The 22,395-nt window shown below is 45.8% G+C and carries 29 protein-coding genes and 1 tRNA gene; 27 read left to right on the top strand and 3 right to left on the bottom strand.

Features of this window, described 5'->3' with window-relative positions:
• Positions 1-47 precede the first annotated feature (47 nt).
• The 10 genes from yidC (at position 48) to JOE45_RS16090 (ending at position 10,306) form a co-directional block, all read left to right on the top strand.
• Entirely contained in the window at positions 48-827 is a 780-nt protein-coding gene (gene yidC, locus JOE45_RS16135) for a membrane protein insertase YidC (RefSeq protein WP_245247042.1), read from the top strand.
• 33 nt (positions 828-860) lie between these two features.
• Positions 861-1,478: an RNA-binding cell elongation regulator Jag/EloR gene (gene jag / locus JOE45_RS16130; RefSeq protein ID WP_210023268.1), complete on the top strand. Its 618-nt coding sequence runs from the start codon at positions 861-863 to the stop codon at positions 1,476-1,478.
• A gap of 84 nt (positions 1,479-1,562) precedes the next feature.
• Positions 1,563-2,939, top strand: coding sequence for a tRNA uridine-5-carboxymethylaminomethyl(34) synthesis GTPase MnmE (gene mnmE / locus JOE45_RS16125; protein ID WP_210019280.1), 1,377 nt, complete (start codon positions 1,563-1,565; stop codon positions 2,937-2,939).
• A gap of 25 nt (positions 2,940-2,964) precedes the next feature.
• On the top strand, positions 2,965-4,854 hold the full coding sequence (mnmG, locus tag JOE45_RS16120) for a tRNA uridine-5-carboxymethylaminomethyl(34) synthesis enzyme MnmG (RefSeq protein ID WP_210019281.1): 1,890 nt from the start codon (positions 2,965-2,967) through the stop codon (positions 4,852-4,854).
• A 1-nt stretch (position 4,855) separates the two neighbouring features.
• Entirely contained in the window at positions 4,856-5,578 is a 723-nt protein-coding gene (gene rsmG / locus JOE45_RS16115; protein WP_210019282.1) for a 16S rRNA (guanine(527)-N(7))-methyltransferase RsmG, read from the top strand.
• Between the two features lie 147 nt (positions 5,579-5,725).
• Positions 5,726-6,544 (top strand): nucleoid occlusion protein, encoded by an 819-nt coding sequence (noc, locus tag JOE45_RS16110; RefSeq protein WP_210019283.1) that lies wholly within the window; start codon positions 5,726-5,728, stop codon positions 6,542-6,544.
• 370 nt (positions 6,545-6,914) lie between these two features.
• Positions 6,915-7,673, top strand: coding sequence for a ParA family protein (locus JOE45_RS16105; protein ID WP_210019284.1), 759 nt, complete (start codon positions 6,915-6,917; stop codon positions 7,671-7,673).
• The gene (locus JOE45_RS16100; RefSeq protein ID WP_210019285.1) at positions 7,670-8,533 is read left to right on the top strand and encodes a ParB/RepB/Spo0J family partition protein; all 864 of its coding nucleotides are present in this window, start codon (positions 7,670-7,672) and stop codon (positions 8,531-8,533) included. Before JOE45_RS16105 ends, JOE45_RS16100 begins: the two co-directional genes overlap by 4 nt.
• A gap of 98 nt (positions 8,534-8,631) precedes the next feature.
• A complete protein-coding gene (locus tag JOE45_RS16095; protein WP_210019286.1) occupies positions 8,632-9,786 on the top strand; it encodes an aminotransferase class V-fold PLP-dependent enzyme in 1,155 nt (384 codons plus the stop codon).
• A 25-nt stretch (positions 9,787-9,811) separates the two neighbouring features.
• Complete coding sequence (locus JOE45_RS16090) at positions 9,812-10,306, top strand: DUF4446 family protein (protein WP_210019287.1); 495 nt, start codon at positions 9,812-9,814, stop codon at positions 10,304-10,306.
• Here JOE45_RS16090 and yyaC read toward each other — a convergent pair.
• On the bottom strand, positions 10,281-10,895 hold the full coding sequence (gene yyaC, locus JOE45_RS16085; protein WP_210019288.1) for a spore protease YyaC: 615 nt from the start codon (positions 10,893-10,895) through the stop codon (positions 10,281-10,283). The two genes, JOE45_RS16090 and yyaC, sit on opposite strands and share 26 nt — an antisense overlap.
• Before the next feature lie 111 nt (positions 10,896-11,006).
• Between yyaC and JOE45_RS16080 the strand changes: the two genes are divergently transcribed.
• The 8 genes from JOE45_RS16080 (at position 11,007) to JOE45_RS16055 (ending at position 14,058) form a co-directional block, all read left to right on the top strand.
• A complete protein-coding gene (locus tag JOE45_RS16080) occupies positions 11,007-11,249 on the top strand; it encodes a putative Se/S carrier protein (RefSeq protein WP_461479674.1) in 243 nt (80 codons plus the stop codon).
• An 18-nt stretch (positions 11,250-11,267) separates the two neighbouring features.
• Complete coding sequence (locus JOE45_RS16075; RefSeq protein WP_210019290.1) at positions 11,268-12,194, top strand: mechanosensitive ion channel family protein; 927 nt, start codon at positions 11,268-11,270, stop codon at positions 12,192-12,194.
• On the top strand, positions 12,194-12,424 hold the full coding sequence (locus tag JOE45_RS16070) for a DUF951 domain-containing protein (protein WP_210019291.1): 231 nt from the start codon (positions 12,194-12,196) through the stop codon (positions 12,422-12,424). Before JOE45_RS16075 ends, JOE45_RS16070 begins: the two co-directional genes overlap by 1 nt.
• A gap of 93 nt (positions 12,425-12,517) precedes the next feature.
• A tRNA-Ser gene (locus JOE45_RS16065) sits at positions 12,518-12,608 on the top strand.
• A gap of 305 nt (positions 12,609-12,913) precedes the next feature.
• Positions 12,914-13,096: a hypothetical protein gene (locus JOE45_RS23605; RefSeq protein WP_245247036.1), complete on the top strand. Its 183-nt coding sequence runs from the start codon at positions 12,914-12,916 to the stop codon at positions 13,094-13,096.
• Between the two features lie 176 nt (positions 13,097-13,272).
• Positions 13,273-13,527 (top strand): tyrosine-type recombinase/integrase, encoded by a 255-nt coding sequence (locus JOE45_RS23880; RefSeq protein WP_348632548.1) that lies wholly within the window; start codon positions 13,273-13,275, stop codon positions 13,525-13,527.
• Positions 13,528-13,537: 10 nt separating this feature from the next.
• The gene (locus JOE45_RS24030; RefSeq protein WP_280873781.1) at positions 13,538-13,627 is read left to right on the top strand and encodes a hypothetical protein; all 90 of its coding nucleotides are present in this window, start codon (positions 13,538-13,540) and stop codon (positions 13,625-13,627) included.
• Between the two features lie 266 nt (positions 13,628-13,893).
• A complete protein-coding gene (locus JOE45_RS16055; RefSeq protein WP_210019292.1) occupies positions 13,894-14,058 on the top strand; it encodes a hypothetical protein in 165 nt (54 codons plus the stop codon).
• Between the two features lie 329 nt (positions 14,059-14,387).
• Here JOE45_RS16055 and JOE45_RS16050 read toward each other — a convergent pair whose 3' ends face one another.
• Both JOE45_RS16050 and JOE45_RS16045 read right to left on the bottom strand, forming a co-directional pair.
• Positions 14,388-14,639, bottom strand: coding sequence for a hypothetical protein (locus tag JOE45_RS16050; RefSeq protein WP_210019293.1), 252 nt, complete (start codon positions 14,637-14,639; stop codon positions 14,388-14,390).
• Between the two features lie 80 nt (positions 14,640-14,719).
• The gene (locus JOE45_RS16045) at positions 14,720-14,905 is read right to left on the bottom strand and encodes a YjzC family protein (protein ID WP_210019294.1); all 186 of its coding nucleotides are present in this window, start codon (positions 14,903-14,905) and stop codon (positions 14,720-14,722) included.
• Between the two features lie 244 nt (positions 14,906-15,149).
• On the opposite strand from JOE45_RS16045, the gene rpsF reads away from it, so the two are divergent.
• From rpsF to dnaB, 9 genes are all read left to right on the top strand, one after another.
• Positions 15,150-15,434, top strand: coding sequence for a 30S ribosomal protein S6 (gene rpsF / locus JOE45_RS16040; protein ID WP_210019295.1), 285 nt, complete (start codon positions 15,150-15,152; stop codon positions 15,432-15,434).
• A gap of 87 nt (positions 15,435-15,521) precedes the next feature.
• Complete coding sequence (gene ssb, locus JOE45_RS16035; RefSeq protein ID WP_210019296.1) at positions 15,522-16,004, top strand: single-stranded DNA-binding protein; 483 nt, start codon at positions 15,522-15,524, stop codon at positions 16,002-16,004.
• A 43-nt stretch (positions 16,005-16,047) separates the two neighbouring features.
• Complete coding sequence (rpsR, locus tag JOE45_RS16030; protein ID WP_072334001.1) at positions 16,048-16,338, top strand: 30S ribosomal protein S18; 291 nt, start codon at positions 16,048-16,050, stop codon at positions 16,336-16,338.
• Between the two features lie 203 nt (positions 16,339-16,541).
• Complete coding sequence (locus tag JOE45_RS16025; protein WP_210019297.1) at positions 16,542-16,958, top strand: CBS domain-containing protein; 417 nt, start codon at positions 16,542-16,544, stop codon at positions 16,956-16,958.
• A gap of 56 nt (positions 16,959-17,014) precedes the next feature.
• On the top strand, positions 17,015-17,317 hold the full coding sequence (locus JOE45_RS16020) for a MazG-like family protein (RefSeq protein ID WP_210023269.1): 303 nt from the start codon (positions 17,015-17,017) through the stop codon (positions 17,315-17,317).
• Positions 17,314-18,252 carry a DUF2232 domain-containing protein gene (locus tag JOE45_RS16015; protein WP_461480189.1) on the top strand — a complete coding sequence of 313 codons (939 nt, stop codon included), beginning with the start codon at positions 17,314-17,316 and terminating at the stop codon, positions 18,250-18,252. The genes JOE45_RS16020 and JOE45_RS16015 overlap by 4 nt, the downstream gene beginning before the upstream one ends.
• A 26-nt stretch (positions 18,253-18,278) precedes the next feature.
• Entirely contained in the window at positions 18,279-20,240 is a 1,962-nt protein-coding gene (locus tag JOE45_RS16010) for a DHH family phosphoesterase (protein WP_210019298.1), read from the top strand.
• Positions 20,237-20,680, top strand: a complete 444-nt coding sequence (gene rplI / locus JOE45_RS16005; RefSeq protein ID WP_210019299.1) for a 50S ribosomal protein L9 — start codon at positions 20,237-20,239, stop codon at positions 20,678-20,680. The genes JOE45_RS16010 and rplI overlap by 4 nt, the downstream gene beginning before the upstream one ends.
• 90 nt (positions 20,681-20,770) lie before the next feature.
• Complete coding sequence (gene dnaB, locus JOE45_RS16000; protein WP_210019300.1) at positions 20,771-22,129, top strand: replicative DNA helicase; 1,359 nt, start codon at positions 20,771-20,773, stop codon at positions 22,127-22,129.
• Positions 22,130-22,395 lie beyond the last annotated feature (266 nt).

The following is a 22,395-nucleotide window of genomic DNA, read 5'->3' as shown; positions in this document are numbered from 1 at the left end:
TATGATATAGTTTAAAATGGAAAAGATGAAGCTGGGAGGATATGATTTTGACGCGTCGATTATTTAAAACCATTCCGCTCTTATTGTTTTTTTTACTGCTTGCGGGATGTAGCCCGGCGAATGCGCCGATTGACCGGGATAACAGCTTCTGGGACAAGTGGTTTGTCGGTCCTCTCTCGGATGCATTGGATTGGTTTTCCAACATACTTTGGGGTTCATACGGCTTATCCATTCTTGTGGTAACGATTATTATTCGTTTTATTATTTTACCGCTTACTTTAAAGCAATACCGCAGTTCGAAACGGATGCAGGATCTGCAGCCCGAGATGAAGAAGATTAAAGAAAAGTACAAGGACGATCCGAAAAAGCAGCAGGAAGAAACGATGAAACTGTTCCAGAAGGAAGGCGTGAATCCGCTGGCCGGTTGTTTCCCGATCCTGGTGCAGATGCCAATCCTGATTGCGCTCTATGCCGCGATCATGCGAAACGGACATATCGGCGAACATACTTTTCTGTGGATGCAGCTCGGAACGAAAGATCCATACTATATATTGCCTTTGCTCGCAGCTTTGACGACGTACTTCCAGCAAAAAATGATGTCCTCACAGATGCCTGCGCAAATGCAAAGCCTGATGTTCATCTTTCCGGTGCTGATTTTTGTCATGGCGATGAATTTCGCATCAGCGCTTCCGTTATATTGGGTTTACAGTAATGTTTTCACGATTATACAGTCTTATTTCATATATAAGCCAGGTAAGACGGCTCCTGCCACTGTCACTGCTGCTGTAGCGGCTGAATCTAAACCTAAATCCAAGAAGAAAAAATAATTTCATTACTCTTCTATTAAGGGTGATCGGATGATAAAGAAAATCGTGGTTACAGGTAAGACGATCGATGAAGCTGTAAAGAACGGGCTGCAGCAGCTGGGGACAACAGAGAATCGAGTGGACGTAGAGGTGTTGGAGCAGCCTGCAAAAGGATTGTTCGGACTCTTCGGGGTTAAGGATGCGAAGGTGGAGTTAACCTTGCGTCCCGATGCGATCGAAGAAGCGGTTTTGTTCCTTGAGGATGTGTTTCGTTCTATGGAGCTTGATGTTCGGATTGAACAAAAACAGGACAAGGAAGGTACGGAACTGCATTTGCACGGCAAGGAACTTGGCATGTTAATTGGTCGTCGCGGACAGACGCTTGATGCGTTGCAATATCTGGTTAACATTGTAGCGAACCGTTACTCTAATCATCACTTGCGTATCGTGCTGGATGCGGAACAATTTCGCCAGCGCAGAAAGAAAACGCTGCAAGAGCTGGCTGATCGATTGGCTGATCGTGTCATTCGCACTAAGAAGGAAGTCGTTCTAGAACCTATGTCACCGCAGGAGCGTAAAGTGATTCACTCACAGCTTCAACAGCACTCCAAAGTTCGAACGTTCAGCCGAGGGGATGAACCGAACCGCCGAGTCGTTATCGTTTTACGTTAATTGCCACATGCAATGATGTCATGTTTGTATGACTTCATTGCTTTTTCTTTAGTTTTAAGCTTATATGTAAATCGAGGTGCATTCATGATTCAAGATACCATAGCGGCGATTGCCACTCCGATGGGCGAAGGAGGGATCGCAGTCATTCGCGTCAGCGGGGACGAAGCAGTGCCGATAAGCGAACGTATTTTTAGCGGGAAAATGAAGCTCACCGCGGTGCCTACGCATACGGTCCATTACGGATATATAGTTGATCCGGCAACCGGTGCGAGAACGGAAGAAGCACTGGTGACGGTAATGCGTGCCCCGAGATCCTTCACCAAAGAAGACGTAGTGGAAATTAGTTGCCATGGGGGTTTCGTTTCCGTCCGAAAAGTGCTGGATCTGCTTCTTGAGAACGGTGCGCGGCTGGCGGAGCCAGGGGAATTTACAAAGCGGGCGTTTCTGAATGGGCGTATAGACTTGTCTCAGGCAGAGGCGGTTATTGACTTGATCCGGGCTAAGTCCGATCGGGCATTCCGAATTGCTTTGAAACAGTCGGAAGGAACTTTATCGAAAAAAATCAAAGAGCTTCGTCACCGATTGGTTGAGTTGATGGCTCATATCGAAGTGAATATCGATTATCCTGAACACGATGTTGAGGAAATGACGAATGCCTTTATTAAAAATAAGTGTACGGATGCCATGGCTGATATTGAAGCGCTGCTGAATACTGCGGAGCAGGGAAAAATTTTGCGCGAGGGTCTGGTTACAGCTATCGTTGGACGTCCCAATGTCGGCAAGTCATCGCTGCTTAATACGCTAGCGCAAGAAGAGAGAGCCATTGTTACCGAGATTGCGGGTACAACAAGGGATGTTGTGGAAGAATACGTCCATGTAGGCGGCATTCCCCTTAAACTGCTCGACACAGCGGGAATCCGGGAGACGTCTGACATTGTTGAAAAAATAGGTGTGGAGAAATCCCGCAAAGCGCTTGCCGACGCGGACCTCATTCTGTTGGTGTTTAATGGGGCGGAGTCTCTGCAGCCAGATGAGCTGCTGTTGATCGATCAGCTTAAGGATCGTCAAGTCATCGCTATTATTAACAAGCTTGATCTGCCTCAGAAGTTGGAAGAAAATGTACTTCTGGAGGCGTTCGGAGAAGATCGGGTTGTACGAATTTCGCTGCTGTCAGATCAAGGGCTCATTGATTTGGAGAAAGCCATTGCACGGTTATTCTTCAGCGGTCAGGTTGAATCAAACGATCTGACTTATGTGAGCAATGCACGACACATTCATCTGCTGAAGCAGGCTCGCGCAGCTCTTTCAGAGGCATACTCGGCGACGGAATCATTGATCCCGATCGATATGGTTCAAATTGATATTCGGAACGCTTGGGAGCATCTTGGAGAAATTATAGGGGATTCCGTTAGCGATTCTTTAATAGATCAGATTTTTTCTCAATTTTGTTTAGGTAAGTAAAATGAAATGATAGGAGGTCAGATAGATGACTTATATAGCGGGTGAATATGATGTTATTGTTATTGGTGCCGGCCATGCGGGTGTTGAGTCCGCTCTTGCTGCAGCACGTATGGGCTGTGATACGCTGCTGTTGACGATTAACTTGGATATGGTTGCGTTTATGCCTTGTAACCCATCGGTAGGCGGACCGGCGAAAGGTCACGTTGTGCGTGAGATTGATGCCCTTGGTGGAGAAATGGGACGCAATATCGATAAAACCTATATTCAAATGCGCATGTTGAATACCGGGAAAGGTCCTGCTGTGCATGCTTTACGGGCACAGGCTGATAAATTTCTGTACCAGCATACGATGAAAGAAACATTGGAAAAGCAGGAACGGGTCACGCTTCGCCAGGGGATGGTGGAGGAGCTGATTGTTGAGGACGGTGTATGCAAGGGAGTTGTCACCAAAACCGGTGCACAGTACCTGGGTAAAGCTGTAGTGCTGACGACGGGAACGTACCTGCGCGGCAAAATCATTATGGGCGAGCTGATGTACGAGAGTGGTCCCAACAATCAACAACCGGCTGTTAAGCTTTCAGAAAGCTTGCGCAAAAATGGCTTGGAGCTGGTTCGTTTCAAAACCGGCACACCACCTAGGGTACATGAGGACACCCTTGATTTTTCCAAGATGGAGATCCAGCCTGGAGATGAAAATCCTAAATTTTTCTCATATGAAACAACGAAAGAGGTACCCAATCAGCTTCCTTGTTGGCTCACCTATACATCCGCAGACACACATCAGATTATTAATGATAACTTACACCGCGCTCCGATGTTCTCTGGAGCGATTGAAGGTACAGGTCCAAGATACTGTCCTTCGATTGAAGATAAGATTGTGCGATTCAGCGATAAACCTAAGCATCAAATCTTTCTGGAACCGGAAGGACGGAATACAAAGGAGTACTACGTTCAAGGTCTTTCGACAAGTATGCCGGAGGATGTACAATTGAAAATTCTTCGTTCGATACCTGGGCTAGAGAAGGTAGATATGATGCGAACGGGCTATGCAATCGAATATGATGCCGTTATCCCGACGCAGTTAATGCCTTCGCTCGAAACGAAGGTTGTGAAAGGGCTATTCACTGCAGGCCAAATCAACGGCACATCCGGATATGAAGAAGCAGCGGGGCAAGGCATTATGGCTGGAATTAACGCTGCGCGTAAGGTTCAAGGTAAAGAACCTGTCATTCTTGACCGTTCTGAGGCTTATATCGGCGTGTTAATCGATGATTTGGTGACGAAGGGAACAAGTGAACCTTATCGTCTGTTGACATCCCGTGCGGAGTACCGGCTGCTGCTTCGTCATGATAATGCAGATCTTCGTCTGACTCCAATCGGATACGATATTGGTCTCATTTCAAAGACACGTTATGAACAATTCCAAGAAAAGGTGATGAGGGTTGAAGAGGAAATCGGACGCCTCAAAACAACGAAGGTGAAACCAACGCCGGAGGTGCAGCAGCTTCTCTCTTCGTTAGGAAGCTCTGAACTGAATAACTCTGTTGACATGCTGTCACTGCTTCGACGTCCAGAAGTTTCTTATGAGCATCTTCATTCACTATCGCCGGCCCCATATCAATTGACGGATGAAATGAAAGAGCAGGTCGAAATTCAAGTTAAGTACAGTGGATACATTGAAAAGCAATTGGCACACGTAGAGCGGCTGCGCAAAATGGAGAAAAAGCGAATTCCAGATGATATCATTTATGAGGAAATTCACGGTATTGCAACGGAAGCTAAGCAGAAGTTGGCCAAGATCCGGCCGATATCGATCGGGCAAGCTTCTCGTATTTCCGGTGTAACGCCTGCGGATATATCGATTTTGCTGGTTCACTTGGAACATTACAATAAAGTGCTCGCGGCCAGAGGATAATATGGACAGTGTGCTGCAGAAATTTACGGAGTTGTTGGATGGCAAGGGAATTCAACTTACGGAGAAGCAGGTTCACCAATTCGAGCTATATTATAAAGAGCTTGTGGATTGGAACGAACGTATGAATTTGACTGGCATAACGGAGAGGGAACAGGTATATATCAAACATTTTTACGACTCCCTCTCTGTTTCTTTTTTTGTGCCCATGTCAAGCCGTTCGAAGATAGCCGATATCGGTTCAGGAGCCGGTTTTCCAAGTATTCCTCTAAAGATTGCATATCCCCATTTACAGGTTACCATTGTTGATTCTCTAAATAAACGTATTCAATTTTTAAATCATGTGGCTGCAGCTCTTGATTTGTCCGATGTTCATTGTGTGCATGGTCGGGCTGAAGATGTGGCCCGTTTACCCGAACACCGTGATCAGTATGATTTAGTTACAGCGAGAGCAGTAGCACGTATGGCCGTCCTTAACGAATTTTGTTTGCCTTTTGTTTCTGTCGGAGGATTGTTTGTTGCAATGAAAGGGCAAGAGGTTCAAGGTGAAATTGAGGACTCGGCTTTCAGTTTAAAAGAACTTAAAGGTCAATGGGTTCAGACTCATCGGTTTGAACTTCCTGTTGAAGAGTCGACCAGACATATGGTGCTCATCAAAAAGACGGCGCCGACACCGAAAAAATATCCTAGAAAAGCAGGAACACCTTTAAAATTTCCATTAGTATAGTTTTGTTTCACGTGGAACTTTTTTAATATATTCAGACACAAGGCAAAGTTCTTTATCGTTTCAAGAAGGAGTTTGGACTTTTCTGGAGAATTAATTAGGTAAGAGGGATATTATATATATCGGCTAAAAGATCGGGTGGTTATCGTAATGAAGGAACAAATCTCAAAATTGTTTGGTTTTGCTGATAAGGCGTCAACAGACGAAGTGAAAAATGTTCCTGTCCATGAGATCGTTCCAAGTCCATACCAGCCTCGAACGATATTCGACGATGATCGGATCGAAGAACTGTGTCAGACGATTAAAACACATGGCGTAATCCAGCCGATTGTAGTGCGGATGCGGAACAATACATTTGAGCTAATTGCAGGAGAGCGTCGTTTGAGAGCCGTGAAAAAATTAGGCTTCGAAACGATTCCTGCAATTATACGTGATTTTAACGATTCACAGGCGGCTTCAATAGCTTTAATTGAAAATCTTCAACGTGAAGGTTTAACGGCTATTGAGGAAGCCATTGCCTATCAGCAGCTTATTGACCTGCATAGTTTGACGCAAGAGAGCTTGGCCCAACGGTTAGGAAAAAGTCAGTCTACCATTGCCAATAAAATTAGATTATTGCATTTAAGTGAACCGGTGAAACAAGCATTAATTGAGCGTAAAGTCACTGAACGGCATGCCAGAGCGCTGCTCGCTTTGGAACAAGAGGAACTTCAGTTGAAGATACTTGACGATATTATCACTAAAGAGCTCAATGTAAAGCAAACAGAAGCAAGAATTGCCTTCTTAAAGGAAACAGCAAAAGTGAAAAGTAAAGCCAAGCGGGTTTCGTATTCCAAGGATGTAAGATTGGCGCTGAATACGATAAGACAGTCTGTTGATATGGTTACCTCATCCGGACTTGTGATTAATACAACTGAACAAGATCATGAAGATCATTATGAAATTGTCATTCGGATCCCAAAACGTTAAATTATTATATGGCATATTCGTTAGATTGAAATGATCGTCATAGGTTTGGGCCTCGAGTGGAGGCTCTTGTTTTCTCTATATGCGCTTGTTGTGGCTTGTCATTAGGGAGAGTCGTGCACTTCTCTAATGATTCTTTTTTTTTACAGCGATGATGATCTGTACGATTCTGTGTTTGACCGTCTCAAATAGGAAATAATAGTCGAATGGTTTTTTGTATCACTATAATGGTATAATTGCCTTCTGAAGTCTTATTGTCATTAGGAAATCTGTTTAGAAGTGGTTTTATTGTCGCAGTCTTTGGTTTGGGTGGTAGAAAAATCTTCAATATGAAGATTCTTTTTCAGTTTTTAATTTATATGAGGTGAACTCATTGGCTAAAATTATCGCCATAACCAACCAAAAGGGTGGGGTTGGCAAAACAACGACGTCCGTTAACTTGGGAGCTTCTTTGGCTTCACTGGGAAAAAAGGTTCTGTTGGTCGATATCGACCCTCAAGGAAATACAACGAGCGGGATCGGAATCAATAAAGCAGATGCAGTATATTGCATATACGATGTGCTGATTAATGATGTACATCCTAAGGATGCGATGTGTGATACAGCCATTGATAATTTGAAAATCATTCCTGCTACAATACAGCTTGCAGGGGCGGAAATAGAACTTGTACCGACAATATCAAGAGAAGTCCGGTTGAAAAAATCGCTTCAGCTGGTGAATCATATGTTTGATTATATTCTCATCGATTGTCCGCCTTCACTAGGTATTTTGACGGTAAATTCATTGACGGCTGCGGATTCTGTTATTATTCCAATTCAATGCGAATATTACGCTTTAGAAGGACTCAGCCAGCTTTTGAATACGGTTCGTTTAGTACAAAAGCATCTGAACACTTCGCTGCAAATAGAAGGTGTTTTATTAACGATGTTTGATGCCAGAACGAATTTGGGAATGCAAGTTATTGAAGAAGTGAAAAAGTATTTTCAGCAAAAGGTGTATCAAACGATTATTCCGCGCAATGTAAGACTAAGCGAAGCTCCGAGCCATGGTAAGTCCATCATAACTTATGACCCTAAGTCTAAGGGCGCAGAAGTGTATATGGAGCTGGCAAAGGAAGTGATGGCACCGTGAGTAAGCGGTTGGGTACTGGATTGGGAAAAGGTCTAGAAGCATTACTTCCTGCACTCAGCATCAATGAAGACGATAAGGTGGTTGAAATTCCACTTGCTCAGCTAAGGCCGAACCCATATCAACCTCGTAAAAATTTTAACGAAGAGTCCATTCAAGAATTGGCCGCCTCGATTAAAGAACACGGTGTAATTCAACCGATTATTGTTAGAAGTGTTTTAAAGGGTTTCGAGATCATAGCAGGTGAACGTCGATTTCGGGCAACACAGGTTTCTGGTTTAGCAACAATACCTGCTGTTGTAAAGAAGTTCACAGACAGGCAGGTTATGGAAATTGCTTTAATTGAAAATGTACAGCGAGAAGATTTGAATGCGATGGAGATTTCAGTTGCTTATCAAGCTCTAATTGATCAGTTTGGTATGACTCAGGAGGAGCTGTCTGTAAAAGTAGGAAAAAGCCGTTCGCATATTGCAAACTTTCTTAGACTACTGCAGCTTCCGGAAGAAGTGAAGCAATATGTTTCACGTGGAACATTATCTATGGGACATGCAAAAGCAATTGCGGGCGTGAAGGATAAAAAAATCGTTAAAGCATTGGCGGATACGGCTATTAAAGAACAATGGAGTGTTCGTCAACTAGAAGAGGAAGTTAAGAAGCTAGAAGAAAACACGGACAAGAAATCGAAGCAAAAGGCGAAACGTAAGGACCCCTATATCAATCAATTGGAAGAAAGCCTAAGAGAAACCTATAGGACTACAGTGAAAATAAAACACAGTAATAACAAAGGTAAGATAGAGATTTTGTATTATTCAAAAGATGATTTGGACCGTCTGTTAGAAATGCTTCAGGGAAAAACTTCATGAATTTGTAAAACGATAGCATACCTGAGTTATACCTGAACATCTCAGGGTAATCTGGGTATGCTATCTTTATGAATATGTTTAGAAGAGGTGAAGAATACATGCCGACGATATATCTGGATCATGCTGCATCTTCATGGCCAAAACCACCCGAGGTGCTCAAAGCCATGCATGAGAATATGGAGTTACTCGCTGCAAACCCAGGAAGAGGCAGTCATGAAATGGCAGTAAAAGCGAGCCGAACTTTATTTGAAGGACGTAAACAGCTAGCAAAGCTTTTTCATATTAAAAACCCGAATGATATTGCCTACGCGTTGAATACGACAATGGCTCTTAATTTAGCAATAAAAGGATTCCTGAATGAGGGAGACCATGTTATATGTAGTGCTGTAGAGCACAACTCTGTCAGAAGGCCATTGGAGCATTTAAAAAAAGAAAAAAATGTCAGTGTTTCCTATATTAAGACAGATCAAAAAGGAAATCTTAAAATCGATGATGTTGTCTCAGAGATAAATGGAAATACCAAAATGATCGTTTGCAGTCATAGTTCTAATCTGCTTGGCAGCATATTACCTGTAGCCGAATTAGGACAGATATGTAGAGATAAAGGAATAAAGCTCTTGATAGATGCTGCACAAACGGCAGGAACTTTAGAAATCGATGTAGAAAAGATGGGGATTCATATGTTGGCCTTTCCAGGCCATAAAGGACTTCTTGGCCCTCAAGGCACGGGTGGTTTATATATTCATCCAGATATCGATTTAGTTCCATTACTTCACGGAGGGACGGGAAGTCAATCGGAAGCGATTGATCAGCCTACGGTAAGGCCAGATCGATATGAGGCGGGCACTCAGAATACAGTGGGTGTAGCTGGATTAATCGAAGGTATTAAATATATACAGAGCGAAACGATTGAAAAAATACATACAAGGGAATGGCAGTTAACCCAAAGAATGATGATAGGGCTAATGGAAACTGAAGGGGTCACTGTATTAGGCCCTGAAGTTGGGCAAAATAAGACAGGAATCGTTTCCTTTACCGTAGGTCAGGCTGATTCATCTGAAATCGCGTTTATTTTGGACCAATCGTTTCAAATTGCTGTGCGGGCAGGATATCATTGCACACCAATGGCTCATGAAATGGCAGGAACTATGGAGCGAGGAGCTATCCGTGCAAGTGTAGGCTGCTTTACTACGGTTGAAGATGTAGATCAGTTGATTCATGCGATCAGGGAAGTCGTTAAATATATGAAATAGAATCATGGATGTGGGGGACTAGCGCATGGGGGAACTAGAAGCAAGTATTCCGTTAGAAGTTGTACTTGCAGCTGTAGGGGTTGTCTTACTACTATTTGTAATCATTATGATTTCCTTATGGGTAAAGTTAAATCGACTGCGCAAAAAGTATGAAAGTATGCTCAACGGTGCAGAGGGATTAAATGTTGAGCAAATTCTAATTGATTTACAGCAAAAGTGGAATGAACAAGCAGAGATAAGTGACGGAATTAATCGAAAAATCAAACAAATCAGACAAGATATGGGTCATATGAAATCGCATATTGGATTTTACCGTTATAATGCCTTTGCTGAACGGGGAAGTGATTTAAGTTTTTCCGTAGCTATTTTGGACGATCAGCAGGATGGGGTAGTGCTTACGGGAATTCACAGCCGGGAACAAACCTATATGTATGCTAAACCAATAGAACAAGGACAGTCTAAATATATGTTGTCCCCGGAAGAGAAAGAAGCCATTAATCGATGCGCAATAAAGGGGTAACCTTCCACCTCTGCTTGCTGGTTAGAGCGGCATAGAATGATTTGGCTATGACATCGGACATATTCATAACTAAACTGAGCCGAGTGTTTTGGAGAACGAAATATTCCATAAAACCTCCGACATTAACGATACCAGTAATGTGCATATTTCCTACCGGAGGAAGCTCTTTATTAACACCGGCTCCCGGCTTAACTGGACCTTGCCCAATCTGGATGCAGCCCACACTGGTTACTTGACCGAGGCAAGCATCAACGGCAATAATAAAGGGATTATTAAAATGTTGGGATATCGTCGTAAGTGTTTCGTTTAAATTCATAGCATGAATCGGGTGGTCCAACGTTCCGTATAAATGAAGGCCTTCAATCGAATACTTTTTCAATTGAGAACCAACAAGGGGGCCTAAAGAGTCACCCGTGGAACGGTCCGTACCGACACAAACCAGAATGATCGGTTGATGGGGAGGCACATGTTGAAGAGAAGTGCAAAGGCGTTCGGAGAGAAGTTCAATACTGTCGGAATCTGAGTGCATCACTTTAAGATTATCGGTGTCTTTAGTCTTTTGCGTATCTCTATGAAAAGGAATTTTCATATTAACGCCTCCCATTAAGAGTTAACATGCAGTAGAAGATTGCTACTAGTATACGGTTAATAGGGATGATTTATACGTAACTCGGAAAAAAACAGAAAAGGCGGGAGAGCGTTGCTGTTGATGGCTTTCGATTCAACTCAACAAGCGTTAAGAGCAGAGATGCTGCTGGAGTATGCCGACATTGAGAATGACATGTGTCCAACCCCAAAAGAGATCACGGCGGGTTGTGCCCTATCCTTGGAGTTCCCTGAGGAATCATTACATCAAGTGAAAGATATTATTCATCAAGAGAAGGTAGAGATCCGTGGCATTTATTTTAAAACGGACGATAAATATGTTACGATAGAAATGTAAGGTGAGGTGGGGAAGAAAATGAATCAAACCATACCCAAGCCCCAGGAAGAAGAGGTAACACTTGAAAATTTACCTCAGGTTTGGAAACAATTTCAATCTGAGTTAACGGACTATATTACTAATCCGGAAGTGTGGACTGGATTGTTATTTACCTTATTGAAGGTACTGCTGATTTATATAGCCGCTCGAGTGGTCGTTAAAATTGCTAATAAAGCGTTAGAGCATGTGCTGAAGCCAAAATCGCGGGGCCCGATCCATTTTGACCAGAGAAGAACCAAAACCATCGGTAAGCTAGCGGCGAATGTCGTTACTTATGTGGTTAATTTTATTATGATCCTAATGATTCTGAGTCAATTTAATGTAAATCTGGGACCTGTGTTGGCCGGCGCGGGAGTAGTTGGGCTTGCCATTGGGTTTGGGGCTCAAAGCTTGGTGAAGGATGTCATTACCGGCTTTTTTATTATTTTTGAGGATCAGTTTGCCGTCGGAGATGTGATTGAAACAGGAACCTTCAAAGGAACTGTGGAAGAGATCGGTCTCAGGGTGACCCGAATCAAAAGCTGGACGGGAGAGGTTCATATCATTCCTAATGGAATGATTAACCAGGTAACGAACTTTTCCATCAATAATTCTTTAGCTGTTATAGACGTTAATGTAGCCTATGAAACAGATATAGATAAAGCTGTAAGAGTGTTGAAGGAAGCTGCCGAGACCTTTTATGAACATAACGTCGATATGGTCAAAGCGCCGGAGGTGCTCGGCGTTCATATGATGGGCGCTACTGAGATTACATTGAGAGTGACAGCTGAATGTAAGCCCAACACCCATTTTGGGGTCATGCGCCAACTGAACGCGGAAATTAAGAAGGCGTTCGAAACACGCGGGATCGAAATCCCTTATCCGAGGCTTGTCACTTATCATCGGACGGAAAAGGCGGAATCCTAATGGAAAAGAAACAGTATCAGCTTGGCGATGTGGTGCAAATGAAAAAGCCGCACCCTTGCGGTACGAACGAAATGGAAATCATCCGAATGGGGATGGATATCCGAATCAAATGCGTCGGCTGCAAGCACAGTGTGCTCGTTCCTAGGGCAAAGTTCGAAAGTAAATTAAAAAAAGTGCTGAGAACAACGGTCGTGTCAGATGGTACCGATGAAGCAAGATCTGAAGCATAAACATAAGTAAAGAAATTAGTTGGAAAAAGGCTTTTGAGGGCTTGCATAAGTAAGAGGGGCTGTGATATTATATTACTTGTCCCTTTGGAATGCGGAAAGGTACCCAAGAGGCCCAAGGGGGCTGACTCGAAATCAGCTAGGCGGCGCAAGCCGTGCGTGGGTTCGAATCCCACTCTTTCCGCCACTTACGAAATATCCCGCTGTTATGCGGTTTCTGATACGAAATGTGAGCGAAAGCTGACCGAGATACATACGAGTTTGCGCTAGCTGATTAACTGGCGCCTGACTGATTCGTGACCTTCTACGTAATAATACGTAGGAGGTTTTTTCGTTTATGGACAAATGAACGGAGACGCAAAACGGTGATGGAGCGTAGGCCGATCGATGATATAGGAATTGCCGTCTTACACGTTAGGGAGGCGGTCGATTTCGTTATGAAGGTGAACGCGCTAAGAATTTGAAAAAGCGGATAAGCGGTATGTCCCAAATATGCGTTATTTTATCGATTGGGTAGCGGAACGGTGCGGAGAGATATTGATCCAGGACGTAACCGCGGCTATGCTGCGTGAATACATGCTTTTGGTGCGCAGAAGAGAAAGAATATTAACGGGGGTCACCCGTATAAAGCGGAGTACGATAAGGAGCGCCGCGGTCTATCGCCGGCCTCCGTAAACGTCTGTATACGCGTTCTGAGGACGTTCTTTTCCGATCTATAAGAGGACATTATAGACCGAAACCCCGCCGCAAACGTGTCTCTCATGACGCCAAGATATCGATACGGTAGAGCCACTTATGGATGAGGAACCGCAGCGGTTTTTAAAGGCGGGATCAAAGTCAAGCGCAATGGCGTGAAGAAGCAAATAACGCTGCCGGCCTTAAAAAATAAGAACAGAAAATCACGGATCTTACCGTTATCTACCGAGACTGCCCGGCTGCTGAAGCAAATTATAGCGGAATCGTCACAGTACTTCGATTCGACGTACGTTTTTACAACGAATTACGGCGAGCAACTAAGCGAAAAGACGGTAAAGAAGGCGTTCGATAAGTACGCTGAGAAGGCGAAGCTCGGGAGGTCTGTGTCGCGGCCATGTATTACGTCATAATTTCGCAACAATGGCGGCTGAGAACGGGATGAGCGTATTTCATTTGCAGAAACTTATGGGGCACGGGGAGATCTATTACGAGAAAATACGTGCAGCTTAGCGCGGAGAGTGTAACGGATCAGAATAAACGGGTTAGTCCGGTTGGAAGAGTTTTAAAGTGCAAATAAAGTTATCAACAGTCAGTATCGTCCATTAATTAAACTTAACCACATGTTGATAAGTCCCGCTTAGTTAGATATGAAGGAGTTATCCACATATCCCGATCCCCTGCTACAATTACTAAGTAGTGGTGTAGTAATATATTAGGTATCAAGCAAAGTAAGTAGGCGGGGAGGTGATGGCTCGATCCGCGGAGGTAATAACGGTATGTCGTCCGTTAAGTCGCTCGACCTTTATATGCGGTGGTGGGGTCTGCTTACTAACGTCGAGGTCATCGAGGATCGGCGTGACCATATCGAGACAAAACGTAAGACAGACGAAGAGGTTCGTAAGGATATCGCTGAGCTTGACGCAATGTTAAACGGGAACTAATCGGATGCGATCGTTGGTCTGACGGCTGATGTGCTGATTATATAATAGGAAGAGATAATCTAATAAGCGTAGAATTGTTCGAATCATTCCGGCTATCTGGATTTAAGCTGACCGTTGATACAACGGGGTTTTACGTGAAACAACGTGCAAATACGTGACTCGAAATCAGCTAGGCGGCGCAAGCCGTGCGTGTGTTTGAATTCCACTCTTTCCGCCATACAAAAAAGCCAAACGACCAGGGATAGAAGTTTGGATCGCGTTGTATGTAGCAACATATAAAGAGACCTGTCACTTATAAATCATGGACTAGGTCTCTACATATAGAAGCGTTAGCTGCTGCGGGATCGACGGTAAACCGAGAAGCGATCTATAATGTAGCCCATAACGGTCCAGGACAATGTAGTTAGAAAATAGAGCAGCAAAGGGTTTACATCCGTATAAGTAAAGAGAGGGTAAAACCAAGCCGGAACACTAAGGGAGTAGAAAAGTAGATAGACCGGGTCGTATTCGTGTCCGATGTAATGGATTAGACAGAGGGCAGCACCGATCATGGTAAGTATGGCCGTATATTTATATCGCATATCGATATCTCCTTTTAAGTTGGCGATCAAGATAAGTAAGAGGGTTCCCCTCCGCCTTACAGGCGGTCGGGGAGAGGGGTTTATCCACGAAACACTTTTTTCCACTTTCGGTTGTGGTTCGTTGTGTCCGGGAATCGATCCCCTTTGTTCAATGTGATCATTTTAGGATTGTTAATACCCATATGGAAGGCGTTTTCGCCCACTTCCATATATTCGCCGTCGTTCGGAGCACTGTCGCCCGGCCGGAATTGCGACCATTCACCCATGTCAGGTCACCTCCTGTTGTTGGTGTACTCTTAGATTTTCCACATTACGCCCCAGGCATGAGGGTTAATAATTACCAACCCGCCTAGGAAAGACCAAACCATGGGGGTGCCTTCTTTTTTCGCTTGCTTTAGCAGTACGTTTTTGCTATAGTATTATGGTGCGAGTTTAGGAAACAATTCTCGCTCCTTGCTTCTGACGGTACAAGCCGATTCAGGGGCCTTTAGTCCAAAAGGAGGTGGCAACATGCGCAAATACGAAGTGATGTACATCATCCGTCCTGATCTGGAACAAGAAGCGGTTCAGGCTACGGTGGAGAAGTTCCAAAACATCATCAACAACGGTGGCGAAATTACGAAGCACGACCTGATGGGTAAGCGCCGTCTTGCGTATGAGATCAACAAGCATCGTGACGGTCATTTTGTGTTGGTTCATTTCAACGCTAATAATGAAGTAATCAGCGAGCTTGACCGCGTAATGAAGATTTCCGACGAAATCATTCGTTACCTGATCGTTAAAGACGTAGCTTAAGGCCTGAGTGCCGTAATTGAGTTTGTTGACAACGGGCATCGTGAATAACGGGCTGTACGTTGCAACGGATCCGGGAGGGAAGTACGGATGTTGAATCGTGTGATTCTGATCGGAAGACTGACACGTGACCCCGAATTGCGCTATACGCCGGCAGGTGTGGCTGTAACCCAGTTCACGCTTGCAGTAGACCGACCTTTCTCAAGTAATCAAGGCCAACGTGAAGCGGATTTTATTCCGGTTGTAACTTGGCGCCAGCTCGCAGAGACTTGTGCGAATTATCTTCGCAAAGGTCGATTGGCTGCAGTGGAAGGCCGTATTCAAGTGAGAAACTATGACAACAATGAAGGACGTCGCGTCTACGTGACGGAGGTCATTGCGGACAACGTGCGTTTCTTGGAGTCGGCTAACAGCGGCGGCAATCGCGAAGATGGTATGGGAGTGGGTACTGGAAGCGGCGGTGATGGAGGCGATACCCGTGGAGGTTACGGCGGAGGACGCAACCAACAGCAGGATCCTTTCCAGGATGACGGTAAACCGATTGATATCTCTGATGATGATTTGCCGTTCTAAGAGTAGAATGGTAGGAAAACTCACGTAGAAAGGATGGAGAACAATGGCATTCGAAAAAAGAGAACGCTCTGAAGATCGCGGCGAACGCGGCGAAAGAAAATTCAGCGGCCGTGGCAAAAAAGGCGGCAAGCGCCGTAAAGTTTGTTACTTTACTGTAAATAAAATCAAGCACATTGACTATAAAGATATTGAGACGCTCAAGAAGTTTATCAGCGAGCGCGGCAAGATTCTTCCTCGTCGTGTGACTGGTACATCCGCTAAATATCAGCGTGCATTGACGATCGCGATCAAGCGCTCCCGTCAAATCGCTTTGCTGCCTTATACAACGGAGTAAGATTATGTAAACAAGACAATCGGGTTAACCCGATTGTCTTTTTATTTGCGTGGGCAGGGAGATCATGTGAATGTAATCGCATCGAACTGAAAAACGATCACCTAACAAGCGGTGATCGTTTTTCATCCCGGGGCATATCATGATATGATGGAATGGTGGGAAATTTGCAGGACCTTTTAGACAGAGAAAGGAAGGGAGCAGCGTTGAACATCGCATTTTTTTTGGTGCCTAAGGATGACGTTATTTATTTATCTCCTCATTCCACTATGCGTCAAGCACTCGAACGAATGGAGTATCACCGATTTTCGGCCGTTCCTCTTATTGATGAGAATGGGAAATACGTCGGAACCATTACCGAAGGGGATTTATTGTGGAAGCTCAAGCGTTCGCCTGACATCGGATTTGAGAACGCACACAAAGTGCAATTGAAGGATGTACCTCAGCATATGGCGATTAAACCGGTACGGATTGATCAGCAAATGGCGGACTTGATTACGCTAGCCACGAATCAGAATTATGTTCCCGTGATTGACGACAATGAAGTATTCATAGGTATAATCCGCCGAAGGGAAATCATAGATTATTGCTTTAAACTGTGGCAGTCCGAACAACGGGTTTGAAAGTGTGGTATAATTAACTAAAGCTTCAGAGTTAGGAGAGAATCAGCTTGTCTAATATGGATCGAGAAGTTGATTTGGCCAAGCGGGCCAAAATTATCGAATGGCTGAAAACCGAACTTGTGGATCAGATGGCCCATCTGCTCAAAGGCATATGGGAGGGCAGTCATCACAAAATCGTTGACGGGCTGGCAAGTCTGATTGCCTGCTGTTATATTCTCGGACGTCGACTCGGCATCTCTCTACGTAATTTGGATGAAGCGGTTCTGGACAAAATGAAGAAGCATCGTGAAGAAGGACATCAACTAGAAGAATGGTACGGAGACATTACCGCTTTGGAAGATCATTTGCGTAAGAGGTGAAAGGCTTGGAAGAATCTCAAAAGAAGCGAATGCTCGGCTGGAGCATCGCTTATATCATTTTGCTTTTAACCATTTTTTTACCTCCGCTGAATTTGATAACGGCAGCACTTCTCATGGTTCCCGTGCTGGTAATGTATGTGAAGCTGGGCACTAAGCGGTTTTTGGTACATTATGGGGTCTGCTTGGCCATCGTTTATTTAATAACATCACTGCTTTTGGCAGGCTGGCTTGGGGCGCTGCTCGTATCGATATCGCTTTTCTTTTTACCGCCGGTCATCCAGATGGGCAACCTGTACAAAAAAAGTGCCCCAGCGCGAACCGTTCTTACAGTGGGCGCGGTTACACTTCTGGCGCAGCTGCTGCTTACCCTTGTCATGACTCAGATGTTTGGGCTCAATCCGGTGGGAAGACTGAAGCAGTTCATGGTGGATAGCGTGAAGACACTTCCTGCGGAGCTGCAGAGCATGATGGGAGTCGATCCGGACACCCTGGTGCATATGATGGTACTGATGCTGCCGCTGTATATGATCGGATTTTCACTCTTTTACGTAGTCGTGTCCCATACTCTGGCGCGCAGGCTGCTTGTCCGTTCGGGAGAATCCATTCCTGCCTTTAAGCCGGTCAAAGACTGGATGCTGCCGAAATCGTTCGTTTGGTTTTATTTGATCGCGCTGGTTATGGAAATGTTCGTAAGCGACACGAAATCGATGTCATACACGGTGCTCTTGAACTTGCTGCCGTTGTTGACTTTTGTATTCTCCATTCAAGCGATTTCCTTCTTATTCTATGTGGCGCATGTGAAGCGCTGGAATAGGACACTGCCGATTGTTGGGATTCTGCTGCTCTTGGTATTCCCGCCGGCGTCTTTTATGTTTAGTCTGCTTGGTATATTCGATGTGGCGTTTCCGATCCGTGATCGTTTGACCCGCAAGTGACTTTAAAGGGATTAGGAGCGAATGAAATGCCGAAGTTCCTGTTGAAGCGATGGCATGGGATGCATATTGTATGGATTTTTGTCTTGCTGAGCGCTTTGACCTTGACTCTTTTTCTATACCAATGGGTTATTGCTCTCATTGCCTTGATTTTGTGCTGCATTCTCGGGTATTACACACTAAAGGCGGAGCAGGCTTTCCATGAGGACTTAAACCACTATGTGTCCACGTTGTCGCATCGGGTCAAGCGTGCGGGAAGCGAAGTGATTCACGGGCTACCGTTTGGCATTGTGCTTTACAACGAGGATAAAGTCATCGAGTGGCACAACCCTTTCGTAGCTCAGATGCTGGGTAAGGATTCACTCATCGGTGAATCCCTCCAGGAGTTGTTTCCAGCGCTCAACAATCGTAAGGATAAAGAACTTAAGCTTGAAATTTCAATGAATAGCAGCATCTATGAAGTGCAGATCAATCCGGCAGAGCGGCTGCTTTATTTGACCGACATTACGCAGCTGAAGTCGCTTCAGCTCAGCTATGACGAAGAGAAACTTGCACTGGGTATCGTGATGCTGGACAATCTGGATGAAGCTACACAGGGGCTTGATGACCAAACACGCAGCATCATGATGGCTAAAGTCACCGGTGAAATTACGGAATGGGCTCAAAAGCATCATGTCTATCTTCGCCGGACCGCCTCGGACCGGTATCTCGTACTGATGGACCAAAGAGGACTGAAGGCGTTGGAGCAATCTCGCTTTGAGATCCTGGATGACGTTCGCGATATTACGATTGAGCATAAGCTGCCGTTGACGCTGAGTATTGGTATTGCTTCAGGCACTGCATCTATAACCGAGCTCGGGCACTGGGCCCAAACGAGCTTGGATATGGCGCTCGGCCGAGGAGGAGACCAGGCTGCTGTGAAGGTAGGGGAGCGGCTGTCATTCTATGGGGGACGCTCCAATGCGCTCGAGAAGCGGACGCGGGTTAGGGCTCGAGTGATTTCTCATGCGCTTCGCGACCTGATTAAGGATTGCGATAAGGTCATTATCATGGGCCATAAACATCCTGATATGGATGCGATCGGGGCAGCCATCGGCGTATTGAAGATGGCGCATGTCAGCAACAAAGAAGGTTATATTGTGCTTGAGGGAGTGAATCCTTCCATCGAGAAGCTGATGGAGACGATCTACGAGGACGAAAAGCTGAACCGGTGGTTTATTACCCCGGAACAAGCGCTGCAGATTACGAATTCGCGATCTCTGGCCGTTGTCGTGGACACGCATCGGGCGGTGATGACACCGGAACCACGGCTGCTGCAGTTGACGCCTTGGAAGGTGGTTGTGGACCATCACCGGCGCAGTGAGGATTACATTCAAGACGCTACTTTGGTTTATATGGAGCCCTATGCATCTTCCACATGTGAGCTGGTGACGGAGCTGCTCCAATATTTTCACGAGCGTATCACGATGGGTGTGCTTGATGCGACGGCCTTGCTGGCGGGTATTGTCGTGGATACGAAAAGCTTTAGTCTCCGTACGGGGGCAAGGACGTTTGAAGCGGCGTCTTTCTTACGTCGGAACGGAGCGGATTCATCTATGATCCAGCAGCTGTTGAAGGAAGATTTGGAGTATTTCATTCAAAAAGCCGAGGTCATTAAGGACGCAGTCGTCATCTTCGATCATATTGCGCTTGCGGTAAACGAGTCGGGACGTAAATATTCTCAGTTGCTCATAGCCCAAGTTGCTGATACATTGTTAACTATGACGGGAATCATGGCCTCATTTGTCATCAGCGAAAGACCGGACGGTCTAATTGGGATCAGTGCAAGATCGCTCGGACAGATGAACGTCCAACTGGTCATGGAGAAGATGGGCGGAGGCGGCCATTTGACCAATGCGGCTACGCAGATCGAAGGTACGGTGGCAGAGGCTGCACAGCGGCTCAAGCAAGTTTTAAATGAGATTCATGCAGAGGAGGGGTTGCTCGAATGAAAGTGATATTGCTGAAAGATGTGAAGGGCCAAGGAAAAAAAGGAGAAATAAAAGAAGTTTCCGAGGGCTATGCTAATAATTTTTTATTCAAACAAAACCTGGCGGCTCCGGCTACCGATGGATCCATGAAGGTGCTGGATCAGCAGAAGAAAGCCGAGGACCGGAAGAAGGCACAGGAGAAGGCCGATGCGCAGGAGGTTGGGCGGAAGCTGGGAGAGCTAACCGTTCAGCTGAAGGCGAAGTCAGGGGCGGACGGCCGTTTGTTCGGAGCCGTTTCGAACAAGCAGGTGGCCGAAGCAGTTGATAAGATGGGGATTAAACTGGATAAGCGGAAGATCGTGATGGACGAACCGATCCGCGCGCTGGGCGTGACGGAAGTCGTCGTGAAGCTTCACCCGGAAGTGACTGCGAAGCTGAAAGTTCACGTGGTGAAAGAGTAAGGGAGCCTGTTTAGGCAACGGATAACGGACATTGGTCCGTTATTTGCCTTGTTGTCCGTATTCGAAGCTTGAATATCAGGAGGAGAACGGATGAACGAGAATTTGTTTATGGATCGAATCCCTCCGCAGAATATAGAAGCCGAGCAGGCCGTGCTCGGCGCTATTTTGCTTGACGGCGAAGCGCTGGTCACGTCGATGGAACGGGTGACGAGTGACGACTTCTACCGCGGTGCACATCAGCGGATTTACGAAGCCATGATCGAGATAGCGGAGGCAAACGAGCCAGTCGATCTTATTACGCTGACCGCCCGGCTGCAGGATAAGAAGCAGCTGGAGGAGGTCGGGGGAATCAGCTATCTGTCGGAGCTCGCCAATGCAGTGCCTACGGCAGCCAACATCGACTACTATGCACAGATTGTAGAAGAGAAGTCGATGCTGCGGCGTTTGATCCGTGCGGCTACGCAGATTGTTACGAACGGGTACTCCGGCGAAGATGAAGTGGGAATACTTTTGAGCGACGCGGAACAGCGCATTATGGAAATTTCGCAGGCTCGTTCGGGTTCAGGCTTCATCGCGATCAAGGATGTGCTGATGGAGGTCTTTGACAAAGTGGAGTTCCTCTTCAATCAGAAGGGGAGCACCACCGGGGTTCGATCCGGTTTTACTGACTTGGACAAGATGACCTCGGGCTTCCAGAGGTCGGACCTGATCATCGTTGCGGCACGGCCTTCCGTAGGGAAGACGGCGTTCGCTTTGAATATTGCACAGAATGTCGGGGTACGCGAGAAAGAGACCGTCGCCATCTTCAGTTTGGAGATGGGTGCGCCTCAGCTTGTGCAGCGGATGATTTGCGCGGAGGCGAACGTCGATGCAGGTCGGATGCGGACAGGCTTCTTGGAACCGGACGATTGGGAGAAGCTGACGATGGCCATCGGCTCGCTCTCTGAGGCTAATATCTATATTGACGATTCCCCATCCGTCACGGTAGCTGATATTCGGGCAAAGTGCCGCCGCTTGAAGAAGGAGAAGGGGCTCGGAATGATCCTGATCGACTATCTGCAGCTCATTCACGGACGCGGCAAAGGTGATAACCGTCAACAAGAGGTATCGGAGATTTCCCGGACGCTGAAACAGATTGCGCGTGAGCTAGACGTTCCGGTTATCGCGCTGTCTCAGTTGAGTCGGGGTGTGGAGCAGCGGCAGGATAAGCGACCGATGATGTCTGACCTTCGGGAATCGGGATCGATCGAGCAGGATGCCGATATTGTGGCATTCTTGTACCGTGACGACTATTACGACAAAGAGTCGGAGAAGAAGAACATTATCGAGATCATTATCGCAAAGCAGCGGAATGGTCCGGTCGGGACGGTGGAGCTCGCCTTCCTGAAAAATTATAACAAGTTTGTAAGCCTAGACCGATCCCATCAGGAGCTAGCTATGGCGCGGTAAGATTGTGCGCCGGTATTCCTGTTGCACGGGGAACACTTTCTATGAAATGGACAGGCCAAAAAAGAATATGCGTACTACAGTGGACCAAACGGAAGGTTACCGCTGTAGTCTCTCTACATATGAATGATTTCCGAACAATGGGCAATTGGTTAAGTTTATTGTTCGTTTTATTGACTTTACAGAGCGGTACTGCTAAACTAATCAGTGGTGTATTGCGTCTAAAAGGCAAATAACAGGTGGTTTCCACCTCACGGGGGTAAGTGAAT

It is taken from the genome of Paenibacillus sp. PvR098, from assembly GCF_017833255.1.
Taxonomy (GTDB): Bacteria; Bacillota; Bacilli; order Paenibacillales; family NBRC-103111; genus Paenibacillus_G.
The sequence above is the reverse complement of the archived record's forward strand: the minus strand, read 5'-3'. Positions and strand labels throughout refer to the sequence as shown.

Excerpts from the sequence above, each read along its gene's own strand:
- JOE45_RS24030 (WP_280873781.1), top strand. The coding sequence starts at position 13,538 with ATGGCGGCTGAGAACGGGATGAGCGTATTTCATTTGCAGAAACTTATG.
- JOE45_RS16075 (WP_210019290.1), top strand. The coding sequence starts at position 11,268 with ATGAATCAAACCATACCCAAGCCCCAGGAAGAAGAGGTAACACTTGAA.
- rsmG (WP_210019282.1), top strand. The coding sequence starts at position 4,856 with ATGGACAGTGTGCTGCAGAAATTTACGGAGTTGTTGGATGGCAAGGGA.
- rpsR (WP_072334001.1), top strand. The coding sequence starts at position 16,048 with ATGGCATTCGAAAAAAGAGAACGCTCTGAAGATCGCGGCGAACGCGGC.
- dnaB (WP_210019300.1), top strand. The coding sequence starts at position 20,771 with ATGAACGAGAATTTGTTTATGGATCGAATCCCTCCGCAGAATATAGAA.
- yyaC (WP_210019288.1), bottom strand. The coding sequence starts at position 10,895 with ATGAAAATTCCTTTTCATAGAGATACGCAAAAGACTAAAGACACCGAT.
- JOE45_RS23605 (WP_245247036.1), top strand. The coding sequence starts at position 12,914 with ATGCGTTATTTTATCGATTGGGTAGCGGAACGGTGCGGAGAGATATTG.
- ssb (WP_210019296.1), top strand. The coding sequence starts at position 15,522 with ATGTTGAATCGTGTGATTCTGATCGGAAGACTGACACGTGACCCCGAA.
- rpsF (WP_210019295.1), top strand. The coding sequence starts at position 15,150 with ATGCGCAAATACGAAGTGATGTACATCATCCGTCCTGATCTGGAACAA.
- rplI (WP_210019299.1), top strand. The coding sequence starts at position 20,237 with ATGAAAGTGATATTGCTGAAAGATGTGAAGGGCCAAGGAAAAAAAGGA.
- noc (WP_210019283.1), top strand. The coding sequence starts at position 5,726 with ATGAAGGAACAAATCTCAAAATTGTTTGGTTTTGCTGATAAGGCGTCA.
- mnmG (WP_210019281.1), top strand. The coding sequence starts at position 2,965 with ATGACTTATATAGCGGGTGAATATGATGTTATTGTTATTGGTGCCGGC.
- JOE45_RS16020 (WP_210023269.1), top strand. The coding sequence starts at position 17,015 with ATGGATCGAGAAGTTGATTTGGCCAAGCGGGCCAAAATTATCGAATGG.
- JOE45_RS16045 (WP_210019294.1), bottom strand. The coding sequence starts at position 14,905 with ATGGGTGAATGGTCGCAATTCCGGCCGGGCGACAGTGCTCCGAACGAC.
- mnmE (WP_210019280.1), top strand. The coding sequence starts at position 1,563 with ATGATTCAAGATACCATAGCGGCGATTGCCACTCCGATGGGCGAAGGA.
- JOE45_RS16050 (WP_210019293.1), bottom strand. The coding sequence starts at position 14,639 with ATGCGATATAAATATACGGCCATACTTACCATGATCGGTGCTGCCCTC.
- JOE45_RS16095 (WP_210019286.1), top strand. The coding sequence starts at position 8,632 with ATGCCGACGATATATCTGGATCATGCTGCATCTTCATGGCCAAAACCA.
- JOE45_RS16055 (WP_210019292.1), top strand. The coding sequence starts at position 13,894 with ATGTCGTCCGTTAAGTCGCTCGACCTTTATATGCGGTGGTGGGGTCTG.
- JOE45_RS16010 (WP_210019298.1), top strand. The coding sequence starts at position 18,279 with ATGCCGAAGTTCCTGTTGAAGCGATGGCATGGGATGCATATTGTATGG.
- JOE45_RS16070 (WP_210019291.1), top strand. The coding sequence starts at position 12,194 with ATGGAAAAGAAACAGTATCAGCTTGGCGATGTGGTGCAAATGAAAAAG.
- JOE45_RS16090 (WP_210019287.1), top strand. The coding sequence starts at position 9,812 with ATGGGGGAACTAGAAGCAAGTATTCCGTTAGAAGTTGTACTTGCAGCT.